Below are 23069 nucleotides of genomic sequence, written 5' to 3'. Positions count from 1 at the left end.
TCACTGGTCCTTCTTGGGCTGGTCTTCGTCCACGATCTCGGCCTCGACGACGTCGTCGTCGCCGTCGGTGCCGGTGTCGGCCTTGGCCTGCGCGGTGTCACCCTCGGGGGTGCCGCCTGCCTGCTGGTTCTGAGCGTAGATCGCCGAACCCATCTTCTGGCTGACCGTGGCGAGCTTCTCCGCCGAGTTGCGGATCACGTCGGTGTCGGTGCCCTCGAGAGCCTTCTTGAGCTCGCCGAGCGCGTCGTTCACCTCGGTCTTGATCTCGCCGGGAACCTTGTCGTCGTTCTCGCGGAGGAACTTCTCCGTCTGGTAGGCGAGTCCGTCGGCGTTGTTGCGGACCTCGGCCTCCTCGCGACGCTTCTTGTCCTCTTCGGCGTAGGACTCGGCCTCGCGCATCATGCGCTCGATGTCGTCCTTCGGCAGAGCGGAGCCGCCGGTGATCGTCATCGTCTGCTCCTTGCCGGTGCCGAGGTCCTTGGCGGAGACGTTGACGATGCCGTTGGCGTCGATGTCGAAGGTGACCTCGATCTGCGGGATCCCGCGCGGAGCCGGCGCGATGCCGGTCAGCTCGAACGTGGCCAGCTTCTTGTTGTACGAAGCGATCTCACGCTCGCCCTGGTAGACCTGGATCTGCACCGAGGGCTGGTTGTCCTCGGCCGTGGTGAAGACCTCGGAGCGCTTGGTCGGGATCGTCGTGTTGCGCTCGATGATCTTCGTGAAGATGCCGCCCTTGGTCTCGATGCCGAGGGACAGCGGGGTCACGTCGAGCAGCAGGACGTCCTTGACCTCACCCTTGAGCACACCCGCCTGGAGCGCGGCTCCGATGGCGACGACCTCGTCGGGGTTGACGCCCTTGTTGGGCTCCTTGCCGCCGGTGAGCTCCTTGACCAGCTCGGAGACGGCGGGCATGCGGGTCGAGCCACCGACGAGCACCACGTGGGCGATGTCGGCGACCTTGATGCCGGCGTCCTTGATGACCTGGTGGAACGGGCCCTTGGTCCGCTCGAGCAGGTCGGCGGTCAGGCGCTGGAACTCCGAGCGGGTCAGCTTCTCGTCCAGGTGGAGAGGACCCTCGGAGGAGGCGGTGATGTAGGGCAGGTTGATGTTGGTCTCAGCCTGGCTGGACAGCTCGATCTTGGCCTTCTCCGCGGCCTCGCGGAGGCGCTGGAGGGCCATCTTGTCCTTGGCCAGGTCGACGCCGTGCGCGTTCTGGAAGCGCTTGACGAGCTCGTCGACGACGCGCTGGTCCCAGTCGTCGCCGCCGAGGTGGTTGTCACCGGAGGTGGCCTTCACCTCGACGAAGCCGTGGCCGTCCTCCTGGCCGACGTCGAGCAGGGACACGTCGAAGGTGCCGCCGCCGAGGTCGAAGACCAGGATGGTCTGGTCCTTGTCCTTGTCGAGGCCGTAGGCGAGGGCCGCCGCGGTCGGCTCGTTGATGATGCGGAGCACGTTGAGGCCCGCGATCGTGCCGGCCTCCTTGGTGGCCTGCCGCTGCGAGTCGTTGAAGTAGGCCGGGACGGTGATCACGGCGTCGGTGATCTTCTCGCCCAGGTAGGCCTCGGCGTCCTGCTTGAGCTTCTGCAGGACGAAAGCGCTGATCTGCTGAGGGGAGAACTTCTTGCCGTCGATCTCCTGGGACCAGTTGGTGCCCATCTCACGCTTGACCGAGCGAATCGTCCGGTCCACGTTGGTGACGGCCTGGCGCTTGGCCACCTCCCCGACGAGGACCTCGCCGTTCTTCGCGAAGGCGACCACGGACGGCGTGGTCCGAGAGCCCTGCGCGTTGGCGATGACGGTGGGCTCACCGCCCTCGAGGATCGAGACGACGGAGTTGGTCGTCCCCAGGTCGATACCTACCGCACGTGCCATGAGTACGTCCTTGTAGTCAAAGTTGAGCTTCTTGGGCTCAACGTACGAAGAGCCAGGTGGTTTGTCAAACGACTTGAGCCTACGCGACTCAACCTGGATGCGTGCGCCAGCATTCCCGCATTTCGGGAAAAAGGGGTGACTCGGGATGCCGAACGAGGCGTGGTGCCCTGACAGTTCCCCGCCGCTCGAGTTGCTCCCTGCGGGCGGGCCGTCTGCCGTACGACCAGACCTGGCCCGACCCCGGCTTTCACGTAGACCCTCGAGGAGTCCTCGCCGCCGACGGCCACCCTTGTGCGGACACCCATCGAACCGTGGGCCAGAGGCCCACAGCGGCTGCTCACCGAGCCCGCGGCACGAAGGTGTACGACGAGGCGATGGACCGCTCGGGCGGAGTGAATCCTCGATGAGGTTCGGTGGATCCACTCCGCGCGGGTCCCGATGAGTTCGGTGAGGAGCTCGGGCCGATTCGGCGAGAAGGCGCAGAGGGTGCGGTGACCGACTAGCGCTGCTTGCCTCCGTCGACGATCTTGCGCTTGCCGATCGGGGACTTCAGCTTGACCGTCGTGGTCTTCTCGATGGCGAGCATGATGCAGGCGACGTTCTTGGCCTTGGCGGCCGTGCCCTCGTACAGGGTGATGGTCACCCGCTTGGCCGTCTCCTTCACCCTCACGCTGTCGAGCACCGTGCACGGCTCGACGCCCGACCACCAGACGAGCTTGACCTGCCGGCCCTTGGCCTTGGCGTTGATGAAGGGGACCTTCCGTGTGTTCACCGTGTCGCCGACCGGCTTGACCTGCTTGGGCGGCCGGGTGGGCGACTGGGAAGGCGTGGTGATCACCGGTTGGGCGGTGACGGGTTGGTGGGGGTTGGCGCGGCCTGCCGTGTCGGTGGCGGCCGCGCCGCAGCTCACAGTCAGCATCAGGCACCCGGCCACAAGGGCTTTTGTCCGCATATCCGTATGACGAATCTCGCCACGACCCGGTTCACCCTCCTGTCATCCCCGCTATGGATCCCCCGGCCTCCCCTGCGGGGCCGTTCGACCCGAACCCGCCGGCCGACCCCTCGCCCTGAGTCCGTCGGCCGACCTCCTGGCCAGAGTTCGTCCGCCGACCCGTGACCTCGAGCCCGTCGTTCAGACCTCTCACCCGAATCCAGCGGTCAGACCCCCAGGCGTGAGAGCGTCGGCCAGCCCCCTCGCAGAGGCCATCGGACAGACGCCGGACTCCTGACGAGGTCTCCTGGTGGCGCGGGCGAAGATCGGTGATCTGGGCGGGTCCCGGGTCTACGCTGGATACGTGCTGCGTCACGTCCTCCTCACCGCCTCGCGAAGCCGGCGCGCCGAGCGCCTCGTCTCCTCGTCCCCGCTCACCAGGGGAGTGGTCAGCCGCTACGTCGCCGACGACGTCGGAGCCGTCGTCCACGACCTGTCCGACCGGGGCCTACTGGTGACGGTCGACCACCTCGGCGAGGACGTCACCGACAGGACCGAGGCCGACCGCGAGGTCCGCGCCTACCTGGCCCTCCTGGAGCGCCTCCCCACGGGAGCCGACGTCTCCGTCAAGCTGACCGCCCTCGGCCTGCGTCTGTCGGAGCAGCTCGCCCTCGACAACGCCGCGTCGATCTGCGATGCGGCGGCGGCCAAGGGGCTGACGGTCACCCTCGACGCCGAGGAGCACGACACCATCGAGGCCCAGCTGTCGATCCACTCCACGCTCCGCAAGGAGCACCCCGACGTCGGCGTGGTCGTCCAGTCCTACCTGCGCGACGCGCGGGAGCGCTGCGCGAAGCTCGACGGCGCCAGGGTACGGCTGTGCAAGGGCGCGTACGTCGCCCCCGAAGCACTGGCGTTCACCTCGACCGGGGACATCGACCGCAGCTACGTCCGCTGCCTCAGGACACTCATGGCCGGCACCGGCTACCCGATGGTCGCCACCCACGACCCGCGCCTGATCGAGATCGCCGCCGCGCTGGCGGTGCTGCACGGGCGCGACACGACCGGGTTCGAGTTCCAGATGCTGTACGGCGTCCGCCCCGCCGAGCAGCGCCGCCTGGCAGGGATCGGCTCGCAGGTCAGGGTGTACGTGCCGTACGGCGACGACTGGTACGCCTACCTCATGCGCCGTCTCGCCGAACGCCCCGCCAACCTCGCCTTCTTCGTTCGCTCATTCCTTTCCAGGGGTTAGGCGCGGTTCGGCGCGGCGGACGGGACAGGGCACCGGCTGATCGTCCGACGGCGGCGTGAGGGTGGCGGCCAGCACGACCAGCAGCGCGATGAGCCGTTGGATGCCGCCGCCCCGACATTGGTTTCCGCCGCCTAGGTAGGCTGCCCGCATGATTGCGATTCTGGGAACCGGCAAGATGGGCGAGGCCCTGCTGTCGGGGCTGCTGCGGGCGGGGTTCAAGCCGGGCGACGTCCTGGCGACCGCGCGCAGGGAGGAGCGGGCCCAGGCGCTTCGGGAGACGTACGGCGTGCGGACCGTGTCGAACACCGAGGCCGCCAAGGCCGCCGACACACTGATTCTCGCGGTGAAGCCGCAGGACATGGCCGCCCTACTGGCCGAGATCGCCCCGTACGTGCCTGCCGACAGGCTCGTCATCTCGGCGGCGGCGGGCATCACGACCTTCTTCGTCGAGCAGCGGCTCGGGGTGGACGTGCCCGTGGTCAGGGTCATGTCGAACACGCCGATCAAGTTCGACGAGGCGATGAGCGTGATCTCGGCGGGGACCTTCGCGGGTGAGGAGCACCTGCAGCGTACCGAGAGCCTGCTCAAGCCGGTCGGCAAGGTGCTGCGGATCCCCGAGTCGCAGCAGGACGCGGCGACGGCGCTGTCGGGCAGCGGGCCTGCGTACTTCTTCTACCTCGTCGAGGCGATGGTGGACGCCGGGATCCTCCTGGGGATGCCGCGCGCGGCGGCGCTCGACATGGTCACCCAGTCGATCGTGGGCGCGGCGGTCATGTTGCGCGACTCGGGGGAGCACCCGGTGATCCTCCGCGAGGCGGTGACCTCGCCCGGCGGGACGACGATCGCGGCGATCGCCGAGCTCGAACGGCACAGCGTCCGCGCGGCCTTCCTCGCCGCCATCGAGGCCGCCCGCGACCGAGGCCGCCAACTCGCCTCCGGCTGACCCACCCGACCCTCGCGCTCGGGCCTCGCGCCCCGCCTCGGCTCGGGTGGGTCTGCGCCGCGCGCCCCGCGCTGGCTCGGGGCTGGTCTCCGCCCCACCCCGGCGCCGTCTCGCGCCGTGCCGTGTCGCGCGTGTCCGGTGGTGCGGCGTTAGCGCGGCGGTGCTGTTCCCGTCAGGTGAGCGACCACCCCGCGCGCGGTGGACGAGCGGGACGTGGGCCTCAAGATCACTAATAGGAAACTTTCCTTAATGTACCATCATTGCTCACCATGACCGTCTGGACCCGCGACTTCCGGCTGTTCTTCACCGCGAGAACCGTGTCCATGCTCGGCTTCGCCATGATGCCCGTCGCCACCGCGTTAGGCATGCGCCAAGCCGGCTACGGCGCCACCGGCGTCGTGGGCGTTCTGGTCGGTGATGTGGGCGACCAGCGTGCAGACCATGGTGCCGGGGGACGCTCTCAACCGGGTCAGCGCCTACGAGATCGGCGGCTCGGTCATGGCGAGGCCGGTCGGCAACGCGATCGCGGGCCCGGTGGCGGGCGTGGTCGGCCCGGAGAACGTCCTGGGCTTCTCCGCGGTGGTCGCGATCACCGGATGCGCGGTGCTGCTGGCCGTACCCGCTGTGAGAGGGGTGAGGCAGGCGGTCGTCTGACCCTCCCTTTACGCTAGGCGGCGTGACGGTTCGTCGCGGTACTCTCCCGCTGCTCGTCCTGTTAGCGCTTACCGGTTGCACCGCCGATGAGCCACCCGCCTTCCAGCTCGCCCAGGTGCAGCGAGCCCCTGTGACCGAGGTCGTCGAGGCGCCCGCCAGCATCGGCGCCAGAGCCACCGCCACGCTGCGCGCGCCCGCCCAGGGCACGGTGAGCAAGCTGTACGTGCGCGACGGCGAGAAGGTCGACAAGGGCCAGATCCTCGCCAGGATCCGCTCGCCGCAGGCGACCGGCCAGCTCGACCAGGCGCGAAAGGCGGCGCGCCCCGTGGCCGCCCCCTCGACGCCCCGCCTGGCGAGCATCGACACCAGCGCCTTCGACCGCAAGGTTGCCAGGCACTTCGCCAAGGCGAGGGCGGAGGCGCGCAAGGTGGACGACGCGGCCGCGCGCAGACAGCTGCTGTCGGCCATCGACATGGCCGAGACCCAGCACAAGGCCAACAAGCAGGCGCTGTCCCAGATCACCGCCTCGCTCAGCCGTACCGTCAGCGGCTTCACCAGCGGGCTGACCGCCTCGATGTCGTCGCTGCAGGCCGCCTCGCGTACGCAGGCCAAGGCCGCGGTCAAGGCGGCCGAGTCCACGGTGAAGGCGCTCACGATCAAGGCGCCCTTCAGCGGCGTCGTCACGCTCGGACGCCCTTCCGGCGGGGGCGGGTCCAGCGCGTTGAGCGGGCTGCTCGGGCAGATCCCCGGTGGCGCGGCGCAGCAGCTGCCTGCCGTACCGGCGGGTGGGTCCTCGGGTGGCGGCGCGGCGGTCGCGGTCGGCGTCCCCGTGTCGGCGGGCGACCCGATCGTGACGGTCACCGACGTGTCCAAGCTGACGCTGTCCGCCGACATCGACGAGACCGACGTGCTGCTGGTGAAGCCGGAGACCCGCGCGGAGGTCGAGCTCGACGCGGTGCCGGGCGCGACGTACACCGCGACGGTGACCGGTGTCGGCATTCAGCCCATGGAGGCCACCACCGGCGGCGTCAGCTACCCCGTGCAGCTGTCCCTCGGCACCGGCGCCTTCGACGACGGGTCCAAGGCGCCCACGCCCAAACCCGGCATGAGCGCGGTCGCCAGGCTGACCGTGCGCGAGGTCACCTCCGCCGTCGCCGTGCCCGCCTCCGCGATCGTCTCCAGCGGGCGGGAGAGCGTGGTCTGGGTCTCGGCCGACGGTACGGCCCAGCGGCGCGTGGTCAAGCTCGGCGCCCAGGGCGACGTCATGGTCGAGGTGGTGAGCGGGCTGACCGTGGGCGAGCGCGTGGTGGTCAAGGGCGCCGACGCCGTACGGCAGGGCCAGCCGCTGTCATGAACCCCGCGCTGGAGGCGATCGACCTCACACGCTCCTACCAGCTCGAAGGCGTCTCCGTCGACGCGCTCCGAGGGGTGAGCCTGCGGATCGACCAGGGCGAGTTCGTGGCGATCATCGGACCGTCAGGGTCGGGGAAGTCGACGCTGATGCACCTGCTCGGCTGCCTCGACCGGCCCACGTCAGGCGCGCTGCGGGTGAACGGGACGGAGATCTCCGTCCTGTCCGACACCGCGCTCGCCTCGCTGCGGAACAGGACCATCGGGTTCGTCTTCCAGTCGTTCCACCTGCTGGGGCGGACGTCGGCGCTGGACAACGTGGCGCTGCCGCTGGTGTATCGCGGGGTCGGGAAGGCGGAGCGCAGGACGCGCGCTCGACGGGCGCTGGAGGCGGTCGGGCTGGGACACCGGCTCGACCACCGGCCGTCGCAGATGTCCGGCGGTGAGCAGCAGCGGGTGGCGATCGCGCGGGCGCTGGTGGGGGAGCCGTCGGTGCTGCTGGCCGACGAGCCGACGGGAAACCTGGACACGCGCAACGGGGACGAGGTCATGGCGATCCTCGACCGGCTGAACGCCGACAGCGGCGTGGCCATCGTCCTGGTCACCCACGAGCCCGAGGTCGCGGCCCACGCGCGCCGCCAGATCCACGTCCGCGACGGCCTCATCGAACTCGACACCGCCCGCCCCGCTGAGCTCACCGGCGGCGCGGGTTCCCCGGAGAGTGAGCACACCGGGGTACCGCGACGCGGCGTCACACCCGAAGCTGACCGTCAGGAGGGAGACGCATGAGGGGCGCGGAGGCGTTCTTCATGGCGCTGGAGGCCCTCAGGGTCAACCGGCTGCGCAGCACGCTCACCATGCTCGGCGTCATCATCGGCGTCCTGGCCGTCGTCATCCTCGTCGCCATCGGCTCAGGCGCCAAGAACGCCATCGAGCGCGAGATCTCCGGCCTGGGCAGCAACATCATCCTCGTCGTCCCCGGCCAGCTCAGCGTCGGCGCCGCCCCCACGCAGAGCAGGATGAACCTGTCCGACGCCGCCTACGTCCGCCGCGTCGTCGGCGACCCCGGCAAGGTCACCGTCTCCGTCCAGTCGGGAGAGACCGTACGCGTGGGCAGGACGGAGGCGTTCGTCACGATCGTCGGCACGGACGAGAACCTCCCGAACATCTTCCAACGCCCCCTCGACCGCGGCCGCTACCTGACGGAGACCGACGTCGACACCCGCCGCAGGGTCGCGGTGCTCGGCGCGGAGGTGGCCGACGAGCTGTTCGGCGACGTCGACCCCGTGGGCCGTCAGATCACCGTCTCGGGTGCCCGCTTCCGGGTGGTCGGCGTCTACACCACGGTGGGCGCGACGTTCGGGGTGGCCCGCGACAAGGAGGTGCACATCCCCGTCACCACCGCCCAGCGGCTGATCGGCGCCAACAAGATCAACGGTATCGCGGTCGGCGCCTCGGGCCCCGACGAGATCGAGCCGCTCCAGCAGAAGGTCGTCGCCGCCCTCAGCCAGCGCTACCCGGGCGAGCGCTTCTCCGCCGTCACCCAGACCCAGCTGCTCGGCACCATCGGCAGCGTCCTCGGCATGCTCACCGGCGTGCTGGCCGCCATCGCGGGCATCTCGCTGCTCGTGGGCGGCGTCGGCGTGTCCAACATCATGCTCGTCAGCGTCCGCGAACGCACCCGCGAGATCGGCCTGCGCAAGGCGCTGGGCGCGCGCCAGCGCGACATCCTGACCCAGTTCCTCATCGAGGCCGTGCTGCTGACCACCATCGGCGGCGTGCTCGGCATCCTGCTGGGCGTGGGCGGCGCGCTGGCCATCCAGGCGCTCACGCCCGTACCGGCGGCGATCACCTGGTGGTCGGTCGCGCTGGCGTTCGGGGTGTCCGCCGCCGTCGGCGTCTTCTTCGGGGTCGCCCCTGCCCGCCGAGCGGGCCGCCTCGACCCGGTCATCGCCCTCCGCGCGGAGTGACCCGCCAGGCCCGCGCGGGACGGGCCCACGTCGGCCAGGCCCGCGCGGGACAGGACTGCGCGAGGGACAGGATGCGCGGGGTCAGGCGTCGCGCTTCTTCAGCAGGACGGCCGCGGCCACCAGGGTGACGGCGATCCAGCCCAGGTAGACGGCGAACCCCTGCCACGGCGGGAGCCCGCCCACCGGGTTCACGTCGGTGATCCGCATCCCCGCGTTGGAGGTGAAGTGCTCATGCACGAACGGCCCCCACTCGCCCGGCAGCATCGCCGTCTGGCTGGGCAGCACCAGGATGAGCGCGATGACCATGACGATCGCGCCGGGAGTGTGCCTGATCAGGGCGCCGAGAGCCAGCCCGAACAGCCCGCTCGCGGTCAGATACAACCCCGCCCCGACGACCGCCCGGAAGACGCCGGGCTCGGTCAGCGCGACCGACAGGCCCTCCCTGGCGAACACCGCCTGGCTGACGAAGAACGCGCCGAACGAGGCCACCGTGCTGACCACCAAGGCCACGGCCGCGAAGACCACCACCTTGGCGGTCAGCAGCTCGAGCCGGTTGGGCACGGCGGCCAGCGTGGTGCGGATGGCTCCCGACCGGTACTCGCCGCTGATCACCAGCACGCCCAGCGTCGCCAGCGCGAGCGAGGCGAACGGCAGGCCGGTGAGGCTCATGCCGGCGGGCTCCAGGCCTTCCATGCCGCCGCTCTGCCCCGACACCACCACCGCCATGAGGGCGCCGAACGCGAGCATGAGCACGCCTGCCGTACCCAGGGTCCACATGGTGGAGCGGACGGACCGTATCTTGGTCCACTCCGAGCGCAGCACGTCGATCACGAGGTGTACTCCAGACTGTCCTTGGTGAGCTCCATGTAGGCGGCCTCCAGCGTCGGTTGCACGAACGTCAGCTCCTCCAGCGCCAGCCCCCGCTGCGCGACGAGCGCGCCGATCTCCAGCGGGGCCACCCCCGCCACCCGCAGGTGGTCGTCGTGCCGCTCGGCGTGCGGCAGCAGGGCCGCCACCTCCGCCAGGTACGGCGAGCGCACCTTGACGTAGCCCTGCGAGCTGCGCCCGATGAACTCCTCGACGCTGGTGTCGGCGATCAGCGCACCCCTGCCGATCACGATCAGGTGGTCGGCGGTCTGCGCCATCTCGCTCATCAGGTGGCTGGAGACGAAGACCGTGCGCCCTTCGGCGGCCAGCTTCCTCATCAGCGTGCGGATCCACAGGATGCCGTCGGGGTCGAGCCCGTTGACCGGCTCGTCGAACAGCAGGATCTCCGGGTCGCCGAGCAGCGCGGCCGCGATGCCGAGCCGCTGCGACATGCCCAGCGAGAACCCGCCCACCCGCCGCTTCGCCGCCTCGGTGAGCCCTACCAGTTCCAGACACTCGGCCACCCGCGAGGCGGGGATCCCGTTGCTCTGCGCGATGGCCAGCAGGTGGTTGCGGGCGCTGCGCCCGCCGTGCACGGCCTTCGCGTCCAGGAGCGCGCCGATCCTGCGCAGCGGGTGCTTGAGTTTCGCGTACGGCACGCCGTGGACGGTGACGGCGCCGCTCGTCGGGTGGTCGAGCCCGAGGATCATCCGCATGGTGGTCGACTTGCCGGCTCCATTGGGCCCGAGGAAGCCCGTCACCCGTCCAGGAGCGACGTCGAAGGACAGTCCTGCCACGGCCGTGATCTGGCCGTACCGTTTGGTCAGGCCGGCCGCCCGTATCGCTGTCGTCATGCCTTCAAGGCTCGCGGCGGAACGCGCCGGTTCCTTCCTGCTGTGGGACCGTTTCGCGGGCGGACGCCTGGGAGGAAGGCCCTACTCCCCAGGGCTGACGAGCCCTCTCTCGTAGGCGACGATCACCGCCTGCGCCCTGTCCCTGACCTCGATCTTGGCGAACAGCGCGGTCACGTGGTTCTTCACCGTGCTCGGCGAGACGTCGAGGCCCCGGGCGATCTCGGCGTTGGACAGGCCCTTGGCGATGAGCACGAGCACCTCCCGCTCCCTCGCGGTGAGCCCGTCGATCTTCGCCCGAGGGCGGTCGCCCCTGACATAGGTGCGGATCAGCGCGGTGAGCAGGCGCGGCGCGACGACCGCCTCGCCGCCGTGTACGACTCTGACGGCCTCGATCAGGTCCTCGGGCGAGACATCCTTGGGCAGGAAGCCGTCCGCGCCGGCCCTGAGCGCGGCCACGACGTTCTCGTCCAGGTCGAACGTGCTGAGCATGAGGACCTTGGTCCGCGCGAACTCGGCGACGATGGCCGACGTCGCCTCGACGCCGTCCATCCCCGGCATGTGCAAGTCCATGATCACGACCTCGGGGCGCAGGTCGCGGCAGCGCGCCAGCGCCTCCACGCCATTGTTCGCCTCGCCGACGACGGAGATGTCGGGCTGGGCGTTCAGCATGAGCCGGTACCCGGTCCTGACGAGGGCGTGGTCGTCCACGAGCAGCACGGTGATCACAGCGGAAGCCTCGCATGGACCTCGAAGCCGCCCGCTTCGCGGGGGCCCGTACGCAGCCGCCCGCCGCAGAGCGCCACCCGCTCGGCCATCCCCGCCAGCCCAAAGCCGCCGGGGGAGGAGGTGGTCACCGTCATCCCGTCGTCCAGCACCTCGACCTCGACCGCCCGCTCCTCATAGCTGATCCGTACGGTGGCCCGCGCCCCGCTCGCGTGCTTGCGCGTATTGGTGAGCGCCTCCTGGACGATCCGGTAGACCGCCAGATCGATCGCCGCGGGCAACGGCACCGGCGAGCCCTCCACGGCCAGGCTCGCGGGCAACCCCGCCGCGCCGGCCTGCTCGATCAGGGCCGGTAACCCGGCCGCGCCGGCCCCCGTCGCCTCGCCGCCGCCCGGACCGTCGGCCCTGAGCACGTCGAGCAGATGCCGCATCTCCGTGAGCGCCTGCCTGGCGGTCTGCTCGGCCGACAGCAGCGCCTCGCGGGCCTCCGGCGGCTCCGGGGGCATGACCGCTCGCGCCCCGCCGACCAGCGCGTTGATCACGCTCAGGTGGTGGGCGACGACGTCGTGCAGCTCGCGGGCGATACGGCGGCGCTCGGCGCGGACCGCCTCGTCGGCGCGTTCCCTGTTCGCGCGCTCGCGCAGCTCGGCCCGCGCTCTGACGAGCTGACCGACGCCCGCGGCCACCGGGTAGACCGTGATGGCCAGGCTCTGCGTCGGCGCCTCGAGGACGAGGGCGACGCCGTAGACGGCGGTGAGGACGGCAGTGGTGACCAGCGTCTTCCTGCCCGCGGTGTAGCGGCCGAGGCTGTAGAGGGCGATCATCGCGCTGGTGACGGTCGGGTTCGTGGAGAAGGCGAACGTGCCTGCGATGTCGAACGCGACGACGGCCACGGCGACGGGGATGGGGTGGCGGCGCCGTACGAGGAGGGGAGGGACGGACACCAGGAACATCGCCGCGCCGGCCGCGATGGGCGGGTTGTCGGCACCGGTGGTGACGATCCCGAGCACGGCGATGCCGCCGAGCACGACGACCAGCGTCGCGTCGAACACCTCGGGGCGGCCGAGGAACCGCCATATCGCCCGCCCTGCACGCATGGCCTGAACCCTAAATCAGCCCGCGACGCAGAACGCGTGGCCGAGCCCTTCGGGCCCATCCGCGACGGGCCTTCTTCGGGGGAGGCCCGAGCTCCCCACCTCGGCTCCCCGGACTACCCCGGCCGCCGGCCTCGGCTGGGCGGGCGACCTCGACGCGGTCGACTGCGGTAACGTCGGCGCATGAGCGAGTCGGTGCGAGTCGTCTGGGACGACGCCCTCACTGCCTATGATTTCGGCCCGGGTCACCCCCTCGCTCCCGTCAGGGTCGAGCTGACCATGGCGCTCGCCCGCGAGCTGGGCGTCCTCGACAGGACCGAGGTCGTCGGCTGCGCGCCCGCTACCGACGACGAGTTGGCTCTCGTCCACAAGCGCGACTACATCGAGGCCGTCAAACGCGTCTCGGCGCACGGCGGCCCCGATCTGACCGCCGGTCTGGGCACCCCTGACAATCCTGCCTTCAAGGGCGTCCACGAGGCCTCGGCGCTCGTCGCCGGCGCCTCGCTGGCCGCCGCCCGTTCGGTCTGGGAGGGTACGGCCGAGCACGCCGTCAACATCGCGGGCGGCCTGCACCACGCCATGGCCAACGTCGCCAGCGGCTTCTGCGTCTACAACGATCCCGCCGTGGCGATCGCCTGGCTGCTGGCCCAGGGCGCGTCGAAGGTCGCCTACGTGGACGTCGACGTCCACCATGGCGACGGCGTCCAGGCGCTCTTCTACGACGACCCGCGCGTGCTGACCATCAGCCTGCACGAGAGCCCCCGCACGCTCTTCCCCGGAACGGGATGGCCGGAGGAGACCGGTGTGGACGGCAGCGCGGTCAACGTGGCGCTGCCCGCGGGCTGCGGCGACGAGGGCTGGTTGCGCGCCTTCCACGCGGTCGTGCCGCCGCTGCTGAGGGAGTTCCGTCCGGAGATCCTGGTGACCCAGCACGGCTGCGACAGCCACGCGCTCGACCCGCTGGCGCATCTGATGCTCAGCCTCGACGGCCAGCGCACCGCCTACGAGGCGCTGCACCGCCTGGCCCACGAGACGGCGGGAGGGCGCTGGATCGCGACGGGAGGCGGCGGCTACGAGCTGGTCCAGGTGGTGCCGAGGGCGTGGACGCACCTCATCGCCGAGGTGTCGGGCCATCCCTTGGACCCTTCGACCAGGACGGGTGAAGCCTGGCAGGCGCTGGTCCGCGAGCGGACGAGGGAGACCCCGCCCCTCACCATGACCGACGGCAGGACCCCGGTGTTCAGGGAGCTGTCCGGCGTCTACGATCCCGACGACGCCATCGACCGGGCGATCATGGCGACGAGGCACGCGGTGTTCCCCTTCCACGGCCTCGACCCGATGCCCTGACCCGCGAAGCGCCCATGGGAGACGCTCACGGCGCCTCTCCCGCCCTCCCCGTGCCCGACGTGCGCTCATAGACGTCGGCCTCGAACTCCTCGAGCAGGCTCTCGCACGTCGAAAGCCACTGCTCGCAGTCGGTACGGCCAGGGCCGCCGAACCAGTCGCGCTCCACCACCCTGGCGAACCAGCGGTGGATCTTCTCGAGGTCCTGCCTGATCTCCTCGGCCTCCTCGAAGGAGTAGTTCTCGCGGAAGCGCTCGAACTCGATCTCCTTCACGAACTTCGTCCGGCACTCCTCGACGATCTCGCTGTACTCCTTGGCGGCCATCTCCTTGAAGCTCGCCACCAGCGAGGCGTCCTGCTCGTGGTCGCCCGGCGGGACCCTGAAGAAGTAGGACGTGCCGTCCAGGTTCCTGATCCGCTGCCTGATCTGGTCGAGGTCCTCGCCCACCTTGCCCACGTCGGGCAGGACGCAGACCGCCTGCTGCAGGTAGAGCGCTCCCAGGCGCTTGAGCTCGCGCCAGACCGAGACCCGTACCCGTGAAGGCTCGCTCGGCACCTTGTAGGTGAGCAGCAGCCAGAAGGGCGGTACCGTCGGCCGGCCTGACGCGGCGGCCTCGGGACGAGGCTGGGTCTTCCCCCTCCTCCGCGAGGCGGAGGCAGAAGCGGGCGAGGTCATCGGCACTCCCCTGATGGAAGTGACCAACACTACCGGCGAGGCGATAGGAATTTCGTGAGGTACGCGGTGGTTCAGACCATTTGTGGAGGCGTTAGGCTCCGACAGGTGGGAAGGAGAGTCAAGTGCTGACCCGCGACGAGCTCCGCGAGCACCTGATCAGGACGCGCATCGCCGGAGATGTGGCCACCAGCAGGGAGAACAACCTCGACCACTACAGGTCCGTCGCGAACCGTGATCCTTACTTCCTGTTCGGTCTGACCGGCCTAGAGAACTGGTCCTACCGCGACGTCCTCGCCCAGATGGCCAAGTCGGCCGGCGTCGTCGCCGACCCGGGACACCGCGAGGGCCAGGACACCATCGACCCCGAGCGCACGATCGACGCGCTCGACCTCATGGCCGAGCGGATCGCCGCCGTCCTGACCAGGCCCTCGCCGCGCGTGCTGTTCGCGACAGGACATCCGACCGGGCTGCTCGCCATCCACCTGCCGCTGGCCGCGGCCGTGGCGGCGAGGGGAGCGACGCTGCTGACCCCGGCCGAAGGCTGGACCTACTGGGGCGCGGGCTTCGGCAGGAAGCGTAAGATCCGTTACCTGGGCGACGTGGCGATGCTCGACGACAGGGGCGGCTTCGTCCACACGCACGATTCGACGCCGATGGAGGCCATGCTGGCCGAGCTCGGCGACGAGCGCCCCGACCTCGTGATCGCCGATCACGGTTGGGCGGGCGCGGCGGGTCAGGCGGGCATTCCGACCGTCGGGTTCGCCGACAGCAACGACCCCGCGCTCTTCCTCGGCGAGGCGGAGGGGAAGATCGACGTTGTGGTGCCGCTCGATGACAATGTGCTACCGCGCTATTACGCGCCGTTGACCGATCGGCTCGTCACACGAGTCTCACACGCCCTTTGAGTTGAATTCGGCCCTCCCTATACCGTCTTTTCGCGCCTGCATTCCAAGAGGCTCGTCGTCCCTTTGCCAACTTTTGAGGGGGGCTGGGCGACTCTTATGTGTACGAACATGGACGGTTCCAACGTCCAGGCGAGGGGCACGGCCCGGCTGCTGGCCAGCGAGTTTGCTGGTTCCGCTGACAGGCGGCTCCGATAACTGGGAAAGTAGGGGGTTTGCGCACTCGGAGTCCCGACTTACGCTGACGGCAGTACACGTGCGTGAGCAATGGCACCAGTGGGGATAACCCGGAAACACGTGCGGAAGAGGCGTCCGATGGGTGCAGGCGAAAGACCTCTCAGCGAGGTGAAGTTCCTGACCGTTGCTGAAGTGGCCACGGTCATGCGGGTGTCCAAGATGACGGTGTACCGGTTGGTGCACTCCGGCGAGCTCCCGGCCATCAGGGTCGGCCGCTCGTTCCGAGTTCCCGAGCAGGCGGTCCACGACTACCTGAGGGAGGCGTACATCGAGGCCGGATAGGCTTTGGAGGTAGCGGTGTGATCGGTGGTCACATCGCGAGTGTTGCCACACGGTTACCCCCAGGGGGCGATCTACCGTGGATCGCCGGTAGTCTGTTGACCGGTGTGCGCTCGCACACCGATTCAGCCTTGCTATCAGTTACCTGGGGGTCCCGTGGGCTCTGTGATCAAAAAGCGCCGCAAGCGGATGGCCAAGAAGAAGCACCGCAAGCTGCTGAAGAAGACGCGCATCCAGCGCCGTAACAAGAAGTAGACGCAGTCTGTGAGGCGCCGATGACCCACACCGTGCTTGTCACCGGGGTCTCGCGCCACATCGGTGCCCGGGTGGCGAGCGTTCTCGCGGCGGACCCGGACATCAGTCGTGTCATCGGAGTGGACACCGTGCCGCCCCCCTCGCTCACCCGAGATGGCGGCATCTCCCTCGGCCGGACGGAATTCGTCCGGGTGGATCTTCGCAGCCCCGACATCGCTCAGGTGATCGCGGCTGCGGACATCGACATCGTTGTGCACATGAGCCTCGTCAGCGCTCCCTCGCGGAGCGCGGGCCGAGCCTCCATGAAAGAGCACAACGTCATCGGCACCATGCAGTTGCTCGGTGCCTGTCAGCGGTCGTCGACCGTGCGCCGTGTGGTGGTCCGTTCCACCACCGCGGTCTACGGCTCGTCGCCCATGGATCCGGCGGTGTTCACCGAGGACGTCGAACCTCACGACAGCCCGTCCCACGGCTATGCCAAGGACGCGGCCGAGGTCGAAGGCTATGTCCGGGGCTTCGCGCGCCGTCGTCCCGACCTGACGGTGTCGATGCTGCGTTTCGCCAACTTCATGGGCCCCGGCGTCGACTCGCCGTTGACGCGCTACTTCAGCCAGCCCGTCCTGCCGACCGTGTTCGGCTTCGACCCCCGGCTGCAGTTCGTCCACGAGGACGACGCGGTCGAGGTGTTGCGGCGGATGGCGCTGGAAGATCACCCCGGCACGTACAACGTGACCGGGGAAGGCGTGCTTCTGCTGTCGCAATGTGCGCGCAGAGCGGGCGCCTTCGCCTTCCCGCTCCTCGCCCCCGCCTTCCGTATGCTGGGCGAGGCGGCCCGCGGCGCGGGACTGGTCGACTTCTCGCCCGAGCAGCTGCGGCTGCTGTCCCACGGCAGGGCCGTCGACGGCGCCAAGCTGGCGGCCGAGCTCGGCTGGAAGCCCAAGTTCACCACCGCCGCGGCGTTCGACGACTTCCTGCGGTCGAGGAAAGGTGTCAGGAGTTGAGCGCCTCTCCCGAGGAGCGCCGGGTGATTCCCATCACCGAGGCGCCCTCCTACGCCGGTGGCGACGACGACGCCGTCGCTCGCCTGCTGGCCTTCCTGCGCCGCCGCCTCACCGGCGAGTACGAGGTGGACGAGTTCGGCTACGACGCCGAGCTCACGGACAAGGTCCTGCTGGAGCTGATCAGGCCGCTCTACCACCGGTGGTTCCGCGTCGAGACCGTCGGCCTGGACAACATCCCCCCCGACAGCGGCGCGCTGATGGTCGCCAACCATTCGGGCACGCTCCCCGTCGACGCCCTGATGATGCAGGTGGCCATCCACGACGAGGCCGGGCGCGCGCTGCGGCTGCTCGGCGCCGACCTCGTCTACCAGCTGCCCGTGCTCGGCCATCTGTCCCGCAAGACCGGCCACACCCTGGCCTGCCCCGAGGATGCCGACCGCCTGCTGCGCAAGGGCGAGCTCGTCGGGGTGTTCCCCGAGGGCTTCAAGGGCGTCGGCAAGCCCTTCTCCGAGAGATACCAGCTGAAGCGCTTCGGCAGGGGCGGCTTCGTCGCCTCCGCCATCCGCGCGGGCGTGCCCATCGTGCCCACGGCGATCGTCGGCGCGGAGGAGATCTACCCCAAGATCGGTGATCTCCGGTTCCTCGCGCGTCTGCTCGGCCTGCCGTACCTGCCGATCACGCCTCTCTTCCCGTGGTTCGGCCTGTTGGGCCTGATCCCGCTGCCGTCGAAGTGGATGATCGAGTTCGGCGAGCCGATCAGGACGGACGTCCTCGAGCCCGCGGCGGCCGACGACCCGATGCTCGTCTTCGAGCTCACCGACCACGTCCGCGAGGTCGTCCAGCAGATGCTCACGGCCCTGCGCCTGCGCCGCGGCCACGCCTTCTTCTGACCTCGGTACGGCACGCCGTACCCGCGGCGCGTGAACCCGGATGGCGCCGAACGGAGAGATACCGGGGACCGCGTTGATTCCACGAAGGGGGCGGCCTGTTGACCGCGCCGTTTGCCGTCAGGCTCAGGGACGATGAGCTGATCCGAGGCTCCCTGGCCGACCCCGAACAGTTCGCCGAGCTGTTCGACCGCTATTCAGGGATGCTGTACCGCTACGTCTCCCGACGCCTGGGTCCTGAGCCCGCAGAGGATCTGGTCGGGGAGACGTTCCTCGTCGCGTTCTCGAAACGAAAGAAGTACGACACGTCGTACGTCGATGCCAGGCCCTGGCTGTTCGGCATCCTCACCAAACTGCTCTCGCGCCATCACAGGAGCGAGGCGGCCCGCTACCGGGCGCTGCTGCGCATGCCGCTGGACGGCGTGGCCGAGTCGCCGGCTGAGCGGGTCGTGACGGGGGTGACGGCGCAGGCTGTCAGGCCGTTGCTGGCCAGCGCGCTCGCCGCGCTGCCCGCGAGGGACAGGGACGTGCTGCTGCTGGTCGCATGGGGCGACCTGGCCTATGAGGAGGTGGCGCAGGCGCTGTCCATTCCGGTCGGAACCGTGCGCTCCCGTCTCAACAGAGCGCGCAGGAAGGTCCGCGCGGCGCTCGGCGACACCAATCCGATGCTGGAGGAGGCGTGACCATGGACGATCTCAGGATGCTTCGCGACTTCGGGAACGGGCTGGAGCACGAGCCGCCCGCTTCGCTGGTCCGCCAGCGCGCGCGCTTCATGGAACGGCCGCGCCGCAGGTTCAGGCTGGGTGGCTGGCCGACGCTCGGCCTCGCCGCCGTCGCGACGGCGGCGGCCGTCGCCGTCCCCATGGTCCTGCTTCAGGGAGGCCAGCAGCTGGCGGGAAGGACGGTGCCACCGCCCGTGGGGAACCGCCCCGTCAAGGCGAGCGAGGCGCTCAATGTGCTGCTCGTCGGCTCCGACACCCGTCAGGGCGAGGGCAACGCCAAGTACGGGCCGGTGGAAGCCCGGATGGACTCCGCCAGGTCCGACACGATCGTGCTGCTGCACCTGTCGGCCGACGGCGAGTCCGTGTCAGCGGTCAGCCTGCCGCGCGACTCGATCGTGAAGCTGCCCGCCTGCGCCAAGGTGTCGGAGGGAATGATCAACTCCGCGCTGAACGCGGGCGGACTGCAGTGCGCGTGGCAGACCGTGGAGAAGGCGACGGGCGTCAGGGTCGACCACGCGGTCGAGATCGATTTCTCCGGGTTCAAGGAGATGGTGGACGCGATCGGGACCGTCCGCGTGAAGGTGCCCACCCCCATCAAGGACGCGAAGTCGAAGCTGACGCTGCCGGCGGGCGAGAACGAGCTCAACGGGGAACAGGCGCTGGGTTACGTCAGGCTCCGTGCGTACGGTGACGGCAGCGACCTGAGCCGGATCAGGCGCCAGCAGGGGTTCATGACCGCGATGGTGCGCGAGGTGAGGAGCGATCCGACCAAGCTCGCGGCGTTCATCCAGGCCGCGAGCAAGGCCGTCACCACCGATGAGAAGCTCGGGGTGAAGGAGATGTCCGACATCGCGCGGGGCATGTCGGGCGCCAAGGTCTCCTTCCTCACCGTCCCCGTCGTGCCCCATCCTCAAGACCAGAATCGTCTGAAGTGGAAGGACCCCGAGGCGGGTCGGCTGTTCAAGGCGATCGCCCACGACCAGCCTATTGGACAAAAAGTCCAGTAGGAGTATCGTCTGCGTCATGCGAGCGTGGGCGATGGCGGCAGGGGTGCTGGCAGGTGTGGCCATCGGGGCGGCCGCCCGAGCGCGGCGCGCCCCTCACCTGGTGACGATGCGCGGACGCGTCCGCACCGTCACCACCCCTGACGGCGTACGGCTGGCCGTGGACGTCGATGAGCCCGAGTCGCCGTCGTACGCCGTGGTGTTCGCCCACGGCTGGGTGCTCAACAGGCACTCGTGGCACTTCCAGCGGGAGGCGCTGGCCGGACGCGCCATGCTCGTCTTCTACGACCAGCGAGGGCACGGCGAATCCACCGAGGGCGCCGCGGACCGCTGCACGATCGAGCAGCTCGGCGAGGACCTGCACACGGTCATCGAGGCCGTCGTGCCGCCGGAACTGCCCGTGGTGGTGGTCGGCCACTCCATGGGCGGGATGACGGTGATGGGGCTGGCCGCGGCCCGCCCCTCGCTGTTCGGGTCGCGCATCGTCGGCGCGGCGCTCGTCAGCACGTCGTCGGGCCGGCTGGGGGAGAGCGCGTTCGGCCTGCCTGGCCCGATCGGCAGGTTCGCGCCGCGCGTCACCCCGCTGCTCGTGAACGGACTGCGGGATCGGCTGATCACCCCGGTCACGACACTGCCCCTCACCCGCTCCATGGCGTTCGGCCCGCGCAGGGAGCACCTGCGCTTCGTCAACAGGATGATCGCGGCCACGCCCGCGACGGTGATGGCGGGCTTCTTCCACGGCATGGTCGCCCACGACAAGCTGGCGGCGTTACAGGCGCTGGCGTCGGTGGAGACGCTGGTGCTGGTCGGCGACCTCGACCGCCTCACCCCGCTCGTCCACAGCCGAAGGATCGCCGACGCCCTGCCGTCGGCCAGGCTGGTCGTGGTGCAGGGCGCGGGACACATGGTCGGGCTGGAGAGCCCGACGGCGGTCAGCGTGGAGCTCGCCGCCCTGCTGGAACGTTGCTCCGCCCGCCTCGGGGACCGCGCGCCTCGGGAAGAGCGCGTCTGAGGGCTCTGGCGGGCGGGTGGAGCAGTCAGGTGGAGCGGTAGTGGCGGCGCAGCGCGATGCCCGCTGCGACGCCGCCCGCGACCGCGCCCACGCCCGCCGCGATCGGCAGCGCGGTCAGCGTGGCCTTGCGCCCGGTACGGAAGTCGCGGATCGGCCAGCTGTGCTTCTTGGCGTGCTCGCGCAGCTCCGAGTCGGGGTTGATGGCCACCGCCCGCCCCACGAGCGAGAGCATCGGCAGGTCGTTGGCCGAGTCGCTGTAGGCGGTGCAGCGGGTCAGGTCGAGGCCCTCACGGCGGGCCAGCGCCCGCACCGCCTCGGCCTTGGCGGGACCGTGGAGCAGGTCGCCGACCAGGCGCCCCGTGTAGACGCCTTCCTGCGACTCGGCGACCGTGCCGAGCGCCCCGGTCAGACCGAGCCGCTGGGCGATGACCCTGGCCAGCTCGACCGGGGTCGCGGTGACCAGCCAGACCCGCTGCCCCGCGTCGAGGTGCGACTGGGCCAGTGCCCTGGTGCCGGCCCAGATCCTGTCCGACATCTCCTCGTCGTAGATCTCCTCGCCGAGCCGTACGACGTCGTCGACCTTGCTGCCCGCGACGAAGGCCAGCGCGGTCTCGCGGGCCACCGCGATGTGCTCGGGGTTCTCGTTGCCGAACAGCCGGAAGACCGCCTGGCCGACCGCGAACTTCAGCAGGTCGGAGGTGGTGAACATGCCGCGTGTGGCCAGACCGCGGGCGAAGTGGTAGATCGAGGCGCCGCGCATCATCGTGTTGTCGACGTCGAAGAAGGCCGCGGCCTGCAGGTCGGGGTCGGCGGGGACGGTGGCCACCGCGGCGGCTGCCGCCACCTCGCCGGCGATCTCCGCCTCAGTCGCCCGATGCCGTCGTAGTAGCCGCCTCATAGCCCCTCAGCTTAACCGGGATACGGTGACTATCCCGTCGGCAGACGTAGCCCGTCGATGTAGTCCAGGTAACCGTTTGCCTGTTGCTGGTCGACGTCGTTGAGCCGCTCCAGCATGGGGTCGACCTTCTCGTGTTGCTCCTCGACGAACTTGTTGATCTTCGACTGGTCGCGCGGCACCGCCCTGTCCATCCGCTCGATCGCCGAGCGCGTGCTCTCCTCCATCTCCTGGAGGGTGGCGCCGACGTGCGGTCCTCCGCCGTCCGCGTCGAGCAGCGCCCCGAGTTCCTCGGCCCGCTCGCCGGCGGCGTCGAGAGCGCTGCCTGCCTTGTCGGGGTTCAGCTCGGTGATCGCGCCCTCCGCCGCCCGCTTGAGCGGGTAGAGCATGTCGCCGGGCACCGCGCGGTAGGTCACGAGCACCGACAGCACCATGGCCGTCGCCAGGCCCGCCGCGAGCAGCGGCGACAGCCAGCGCAGCGGCCTGCGCCCGCGCCGGGGAGGCGCGGCGGCCAGGGTCTCGGACATGAGCGTCTCGCGCAGCCTCGCCCTGAACGCGGGGTCGGGGCCGCCGCCGAGCGGGAGGTTCTCGCCGAGGTCGTTCAGCTGGCCTAGGAGGGCATCATGAGCGGACAGCCGACGTTGGAATGACGACCTACCCATGAATGCTCCCTGCCGCCCCCGAATGACGATCTACCGGTGATACATGCCTAACGACCTGCCGAGGGGTGAGGTTACGCCAGATCGGGCTTGAGGGCCCTGGCCAGCGATCGGATCGCTCGGAACTGCAGCGCTTTGATCGCTCCACTCTTCTTCCCCATGATCAGTGCGGTCTCCGCGAGTGACAGGCCGTGCAAGAACCTCAGGACCACGCATTCCTGCTGCTCGGGATTGAGCTCCCGTACGGCGCGCAGCACGCGGTCGTTGATGATCGCCGTGACGACGGCGTTCTCAGGGATGTGCGCCCCGTCGATGGGGACGTCGAGGACCTCGGCCGTCGTGACCTCCAGGCGGTAGCGGCTCGACTTGAAGTGATCGGTGACGAGGTTTCGCGCGATGGTCACGAGCCAGGCGCCGAAGTCACGGCCCTGCCAGGTGAAGTCGGTGATTCGTCGAAGGGCGCGAAGGAAGGTCTCGCTGGTGAGATCCTCGGCGAGCGGATGGGAGCCGACCCTGAAGTAGATGTAGCGATAGACCAGATCGAGATAGCGGTCGTAGAGCGTTCCGAAAGCGTCGTTGTCGCCGGCCTTCGCCCGTAAGACCAGCGCGCGCAGCTCACCGTGCTCCGTGTCTGGGACGTCTTCGCGCACGGCAAGTTCGCTCGTCCGTGCTCCTCCGGTCGTGGA

Annotated in this window: 25 protein-coding genes; 15 read left to right on the top strand and 10 right to left on the bottom strand. The window is 69.7% G+C overall.

All coding sequences use genetic code 11. The annotated features are described in order from the left end of the window. A complete protein-coding gene (gene dnaK / locus AB0B45_RS12040) occupies positions 1-1872 on the bottom strand; it encodes a molecular chaperone DnaK (RefSeq protein WP_358128790.1) in 1872 nt (623 codons plus the stop codon). A gap of 499 nt (positions 1873-2371) precedes the next feature. After that, complete coding sequence (locus AB0B45_RS12035) at positions 2372-2791, bottom strand: hypothetical protein (protein WP_358128787.1); 420 nt, start codon at positions 2789-2791, stop codon at positions 2372-2374. A 376-nt stretch (positions 2792-3167) separates the two neighbouring features. On the opposite strand from AB0B45_RS12035, the gene AB0B45_RS12030 reads away from it, so the two are divergent. The 6 genes from AB0B45_RS12030 (at position 3168) to AB0B45_RS12005 (ending at position 8972) form a co-directional block, all read left to right on the top strand. Further along, on the top strand, positions 3168-4055 hold the full coding sequence (locus AB0B45_RS12030) for a proline dehydrogenase family protein (RefSeq protein ID WP_358128784.1): 888 nt from the start codon (positions 3168-3170) through the stop codon (positions 4053-4055). 148 nt (positions 4056-4203) lie between these two features. After that, positions 4204-4998: a pyrroline-5-carboxylate reductase gene (gene proC / locus AB0B45_RS12025; RefSeq protein WP_358128781.1), complete on the top strand. Its 795-nt coding sequence runs from the start codon at positions 4204-4206 to the stop codon at positions 4996-4998. A 417-nt stretch (positions 4999-5415) separates the two neighbouring features. After that, positions 5416-5652 (top strand): hypothetical protein, encoded by a 237-nt coding sequence (locus AB0B45_RS12020; protein WP_358128777.1) that lies wholly within the window; start codon positions 5416-5418, stop codon positions 5650-5652. 22 nt (positions 5653-5674) lie between these two features. Next, positions 5675-7006 carry an efflux RND transporter periplasmic adaptor subunit gene (locus AB0B45_RS12015; protein WP_358128773.1) on the top strand — a complete coding sequence of 444 codons (1332 nt, stop codon included), beginning with the start codon at positions 5675-5677 and terminating at the stop codon, positions 7004-7006. Next, positions 7003-7791 (top strand): ABC transporter ATP-binding protein, encoded by a 789-nt coding sequence (locus tag AB0B45_RS12010; protein WP_358128769.1) that lies wholly within the window; start codon positions 7003-7005, stop codon positions 7789-7791. Before AB0B45_RS12015 ends, AB0B45_RS12010 begins: the two co-directional genes overlap by 4 nt. After that, positions 7788-8972 (top strand): ABC transporter permease, encoded by a 1185-nt coding sequence (locus AB0B45_RS12005; protein ID WP_358128766.1) that lies wholly within the window; start codon positions 7788-7790, stop codon positions 8970-8972. Before AB0B45_RS12010 ends, AB0B45_RS12005 begins: the two co-directional genes overlap by 4 nt. A gap of 81 nt (positions 8973-9053) precedes the next feature. On the opposite strand, the gene AB0B45_RS12000 is transcribed toward AB0B45_RS12005, so the two are convergent. The 4 genes from AB0B45_RS12000 to AB0B45_RS11985 form a co-directional block, all read right to left on the bottom strand. Beyond that, positions 9054-9803, bottom strand: coding sequence for an ABC transporter permease subunit (locus AB0B45_RS12000; protein ID WP_358128763.1), 750 nt, complete (start codon positions 9801-9803; stop codon positions 9054-9056). Beyond that, complete coding sequence (locus AB0B45_RS11995; RefSeq protein ID WP_358128760.1) at positions 9800-10693, bottom strand: ABC transporter ATP-binding protein; 894 nt, start codon at positions 10691-10693, stop codon at positions 9800-9802. The genes AB0B45_RS12000 and AB0B45_RS11995 overlap by 4 nt, the downstream gene beginning before the upstream one ends. Positions 10694-10774: 81 nt before the next feature. Next, positions 10775-11419, bottom strand: a complete 645-nt coding sequence (locus AB0B45_RS11990; protein WP_358128757.1) for a response regulator transcription factor — start codon at positions 11417-11419, stop codon at positions 10775-10777. Further along, a complete protein-coding gene (locus tag AB0B45_RS11985; RefSeq protein ID WP_358128755.1) occupies positions 11416-12513 on the bottom strand; it encodes a histidine kinase in 1098 nt (365 codons plus the stop codon). Before AB0B45_RS11985 ends, AB0B45_RS11990 begins: the two co-directional genes overlap by 4 nt. A gap of 180 nt (positions 12514-12693) precedes the next feature. Between AB0B45_RS11985 and AB0B45_RS11980 the strand changes: the two genes are divergently transcribed. Further along, complete coding sequence (locus AB0B45_RS11980; RefSeq protein ID WP_358128752.1) at positions 12694-13857, top strand: acetoin utilization protein AcuC; 1164 nt, start codon at positions 12694-12696, stop codon at positions 13855-13857. Positions 13858-13882: 25 nt separating this feature from the next. Here AB0B45_RS11980 and AB0B45_RS11975 read toward each other — a convergent pair whose 3' ends face one another. After that, positions 13883-14530: a Chromate resistance protein ChrB gene (locus AB0B45_RS11975; RefSeq protein WP_358128749.1), complete on the bottom strand. Its 648-nt coding sequence runs from the start codon at positions 14528-14530 to the stop codon at positions 13883-13885. A gap of 122 nt (positions 14531-14652) precedes the next feature. Here AB0B45_RS11975 and AB0B45_RS11970 point away from each other — a divergent pair, with 122 nt between their 5' ends. From AB0B45_RS11970 to AB0B45_RS11935, 8 genes are all read left to right on the top strand, one after another. Next, on the top strand, positions 14653-15435 hold the full coding sequence (locus tag AB0B45_RS11970; protein WP_358128746.1) for a phosphatase: 783 nt from the start codon (positions 14653-14655) through the stop codon (positions 15433-15435). A gap of 312 nt (positions 15436-15747) precedes the next feature. Further along, on the top strand, positions 15748-15951 hold the full coding sequence (locus AB0B45_RS11965) for a helix-turn-helix domain-containing protein (protein ID WP_026214222.1): 204 nt from the start codon (positions 15748-15750) through the stop codon (positions 15949-15951). 153 nt (positions 15952-16104) lie between these two features. Next, entirely contained in the window at positions 16105-16203 is a 99-nt protein-coding gene (locus AB0B45_RS11960; protein WP_018654693.1) for an AURKAIP1/COX24 domain-containing protein, read from the top strand. Positions 16204-16223: 20 nt separating this feature from the next. After that, positions 16224-17204, top strand: coding sequence for an NAD-dependent epimerase/dehydratase family protein (locus tag AB0B45_RS11955; RefSeq protein WP_358128743.1), 981 nt, complete (start codon positions 16224-16226; stop codon positions 17202-17204). A gap of 23 nt (positions 17205-17227) precedes the next feature. Beyond that, positions 17228-18094 carry a lysophospholipid acyltransferase family protein gene (locus AB0B45_RS11950; RefSeq protein WP_358128741.1) on the top strand — a complete coding sequence of 289 codons (867 nt, stop codon included), beginning with the start codon at positions 17228-17230 and terminating at the stop codon, positions 18092-18094. Between the two features lie 98 nt (positions 18095-18192). Further along, on the top strand, positions 18193-18774 hold the full coding sequence (locus AB0B45_RS11945; protein WP_358128739.1) for an RNA polymerase sigma factor: 582 nt from the start codon (positions 18193-18195) through the stop codon (positions 18772-18774). 2 nt (positions 18775-18776) lie between these two features. Then, the gene (locus AB0B45_RS11940) at positions 18777-19820 is read left to right on the top strand and encodes an LCP family protein (protein WP_358128735.1); all 1044 of its coding nucleotides are present in this window, start codon (positions 18777-18779) and stop codon (positions 19818-19820) included. A 16-nt stretch (positions 19821-19836) separates the two neighbouring features. Beyond that, entirely contained in the window at positions 19837-20829 is a 993-nt protein-coding gene (locus AB0B45_RS11935; protein WP_358128732.1) for an alpha/beta hydrolase, read from the top strand. A gap of 25 nt (positions 20830-20854) precedes the next feature. Here AB0B45_RS11935 and AB0B45_RS11930 read toward each other — a convergent pair whose 3' ends face one another. From AB0B45_RS11930 to AB0B45_RS11920, 3 genes are all read right to left on the bottom strand, one after another. Next, positions 20855-21727 (bottom strand): HAD-IB family hydrolase, encoded by an 873-nt coding sequence (locus AB0B45_RS11930; RefSeq protein WP_358128730.1) that lies wholly within the window; start codon positions 21725-21727, stop codon positions 20855-20857. Between the two features lie 29 nt (positions 21728-21756). Beyond that, positions 21757-22386, bottom strand: coding sequence for a DUF5667 domain-containing protein (locus AB0B45_RS11925; protein ID WP_358128727.1), 630 nt, complete (start codon positions 22384-22386; stop codon positions 21757-21759). Positions 22387-22457: 71 nt separating this feature from the next. Then, the gene (locus AB0B45_RS11920) at positions 22458-23033 is read right to left on the bottom strand and encodes a sigma-70 family RNA polymerase sigma factor (RefSeq protein ID WP_358128726.1); all 576 of its coding nucleotides are present in this window, start codon (positions 23031-23033) and stop codon (positions 22458-22460) included. Between the last annotated feature and the right edge of the window lie 36 nt (positions 23034-23069).

The sequence above is a fragment of the Nonomuraea sp. NPDC049152 genome (genome assembly GCF_040648355.1).
Classification (GTDB): Bacteria; Actinomycetota; Actinomycetes; order Streptosporangiales; family Streptosporangiaceae; genus Nonomuraea.
Note: the sequence above shows the minus strand (reverse complement) of the source record. Positions and strands in the feature narration are given on the sequence as shown.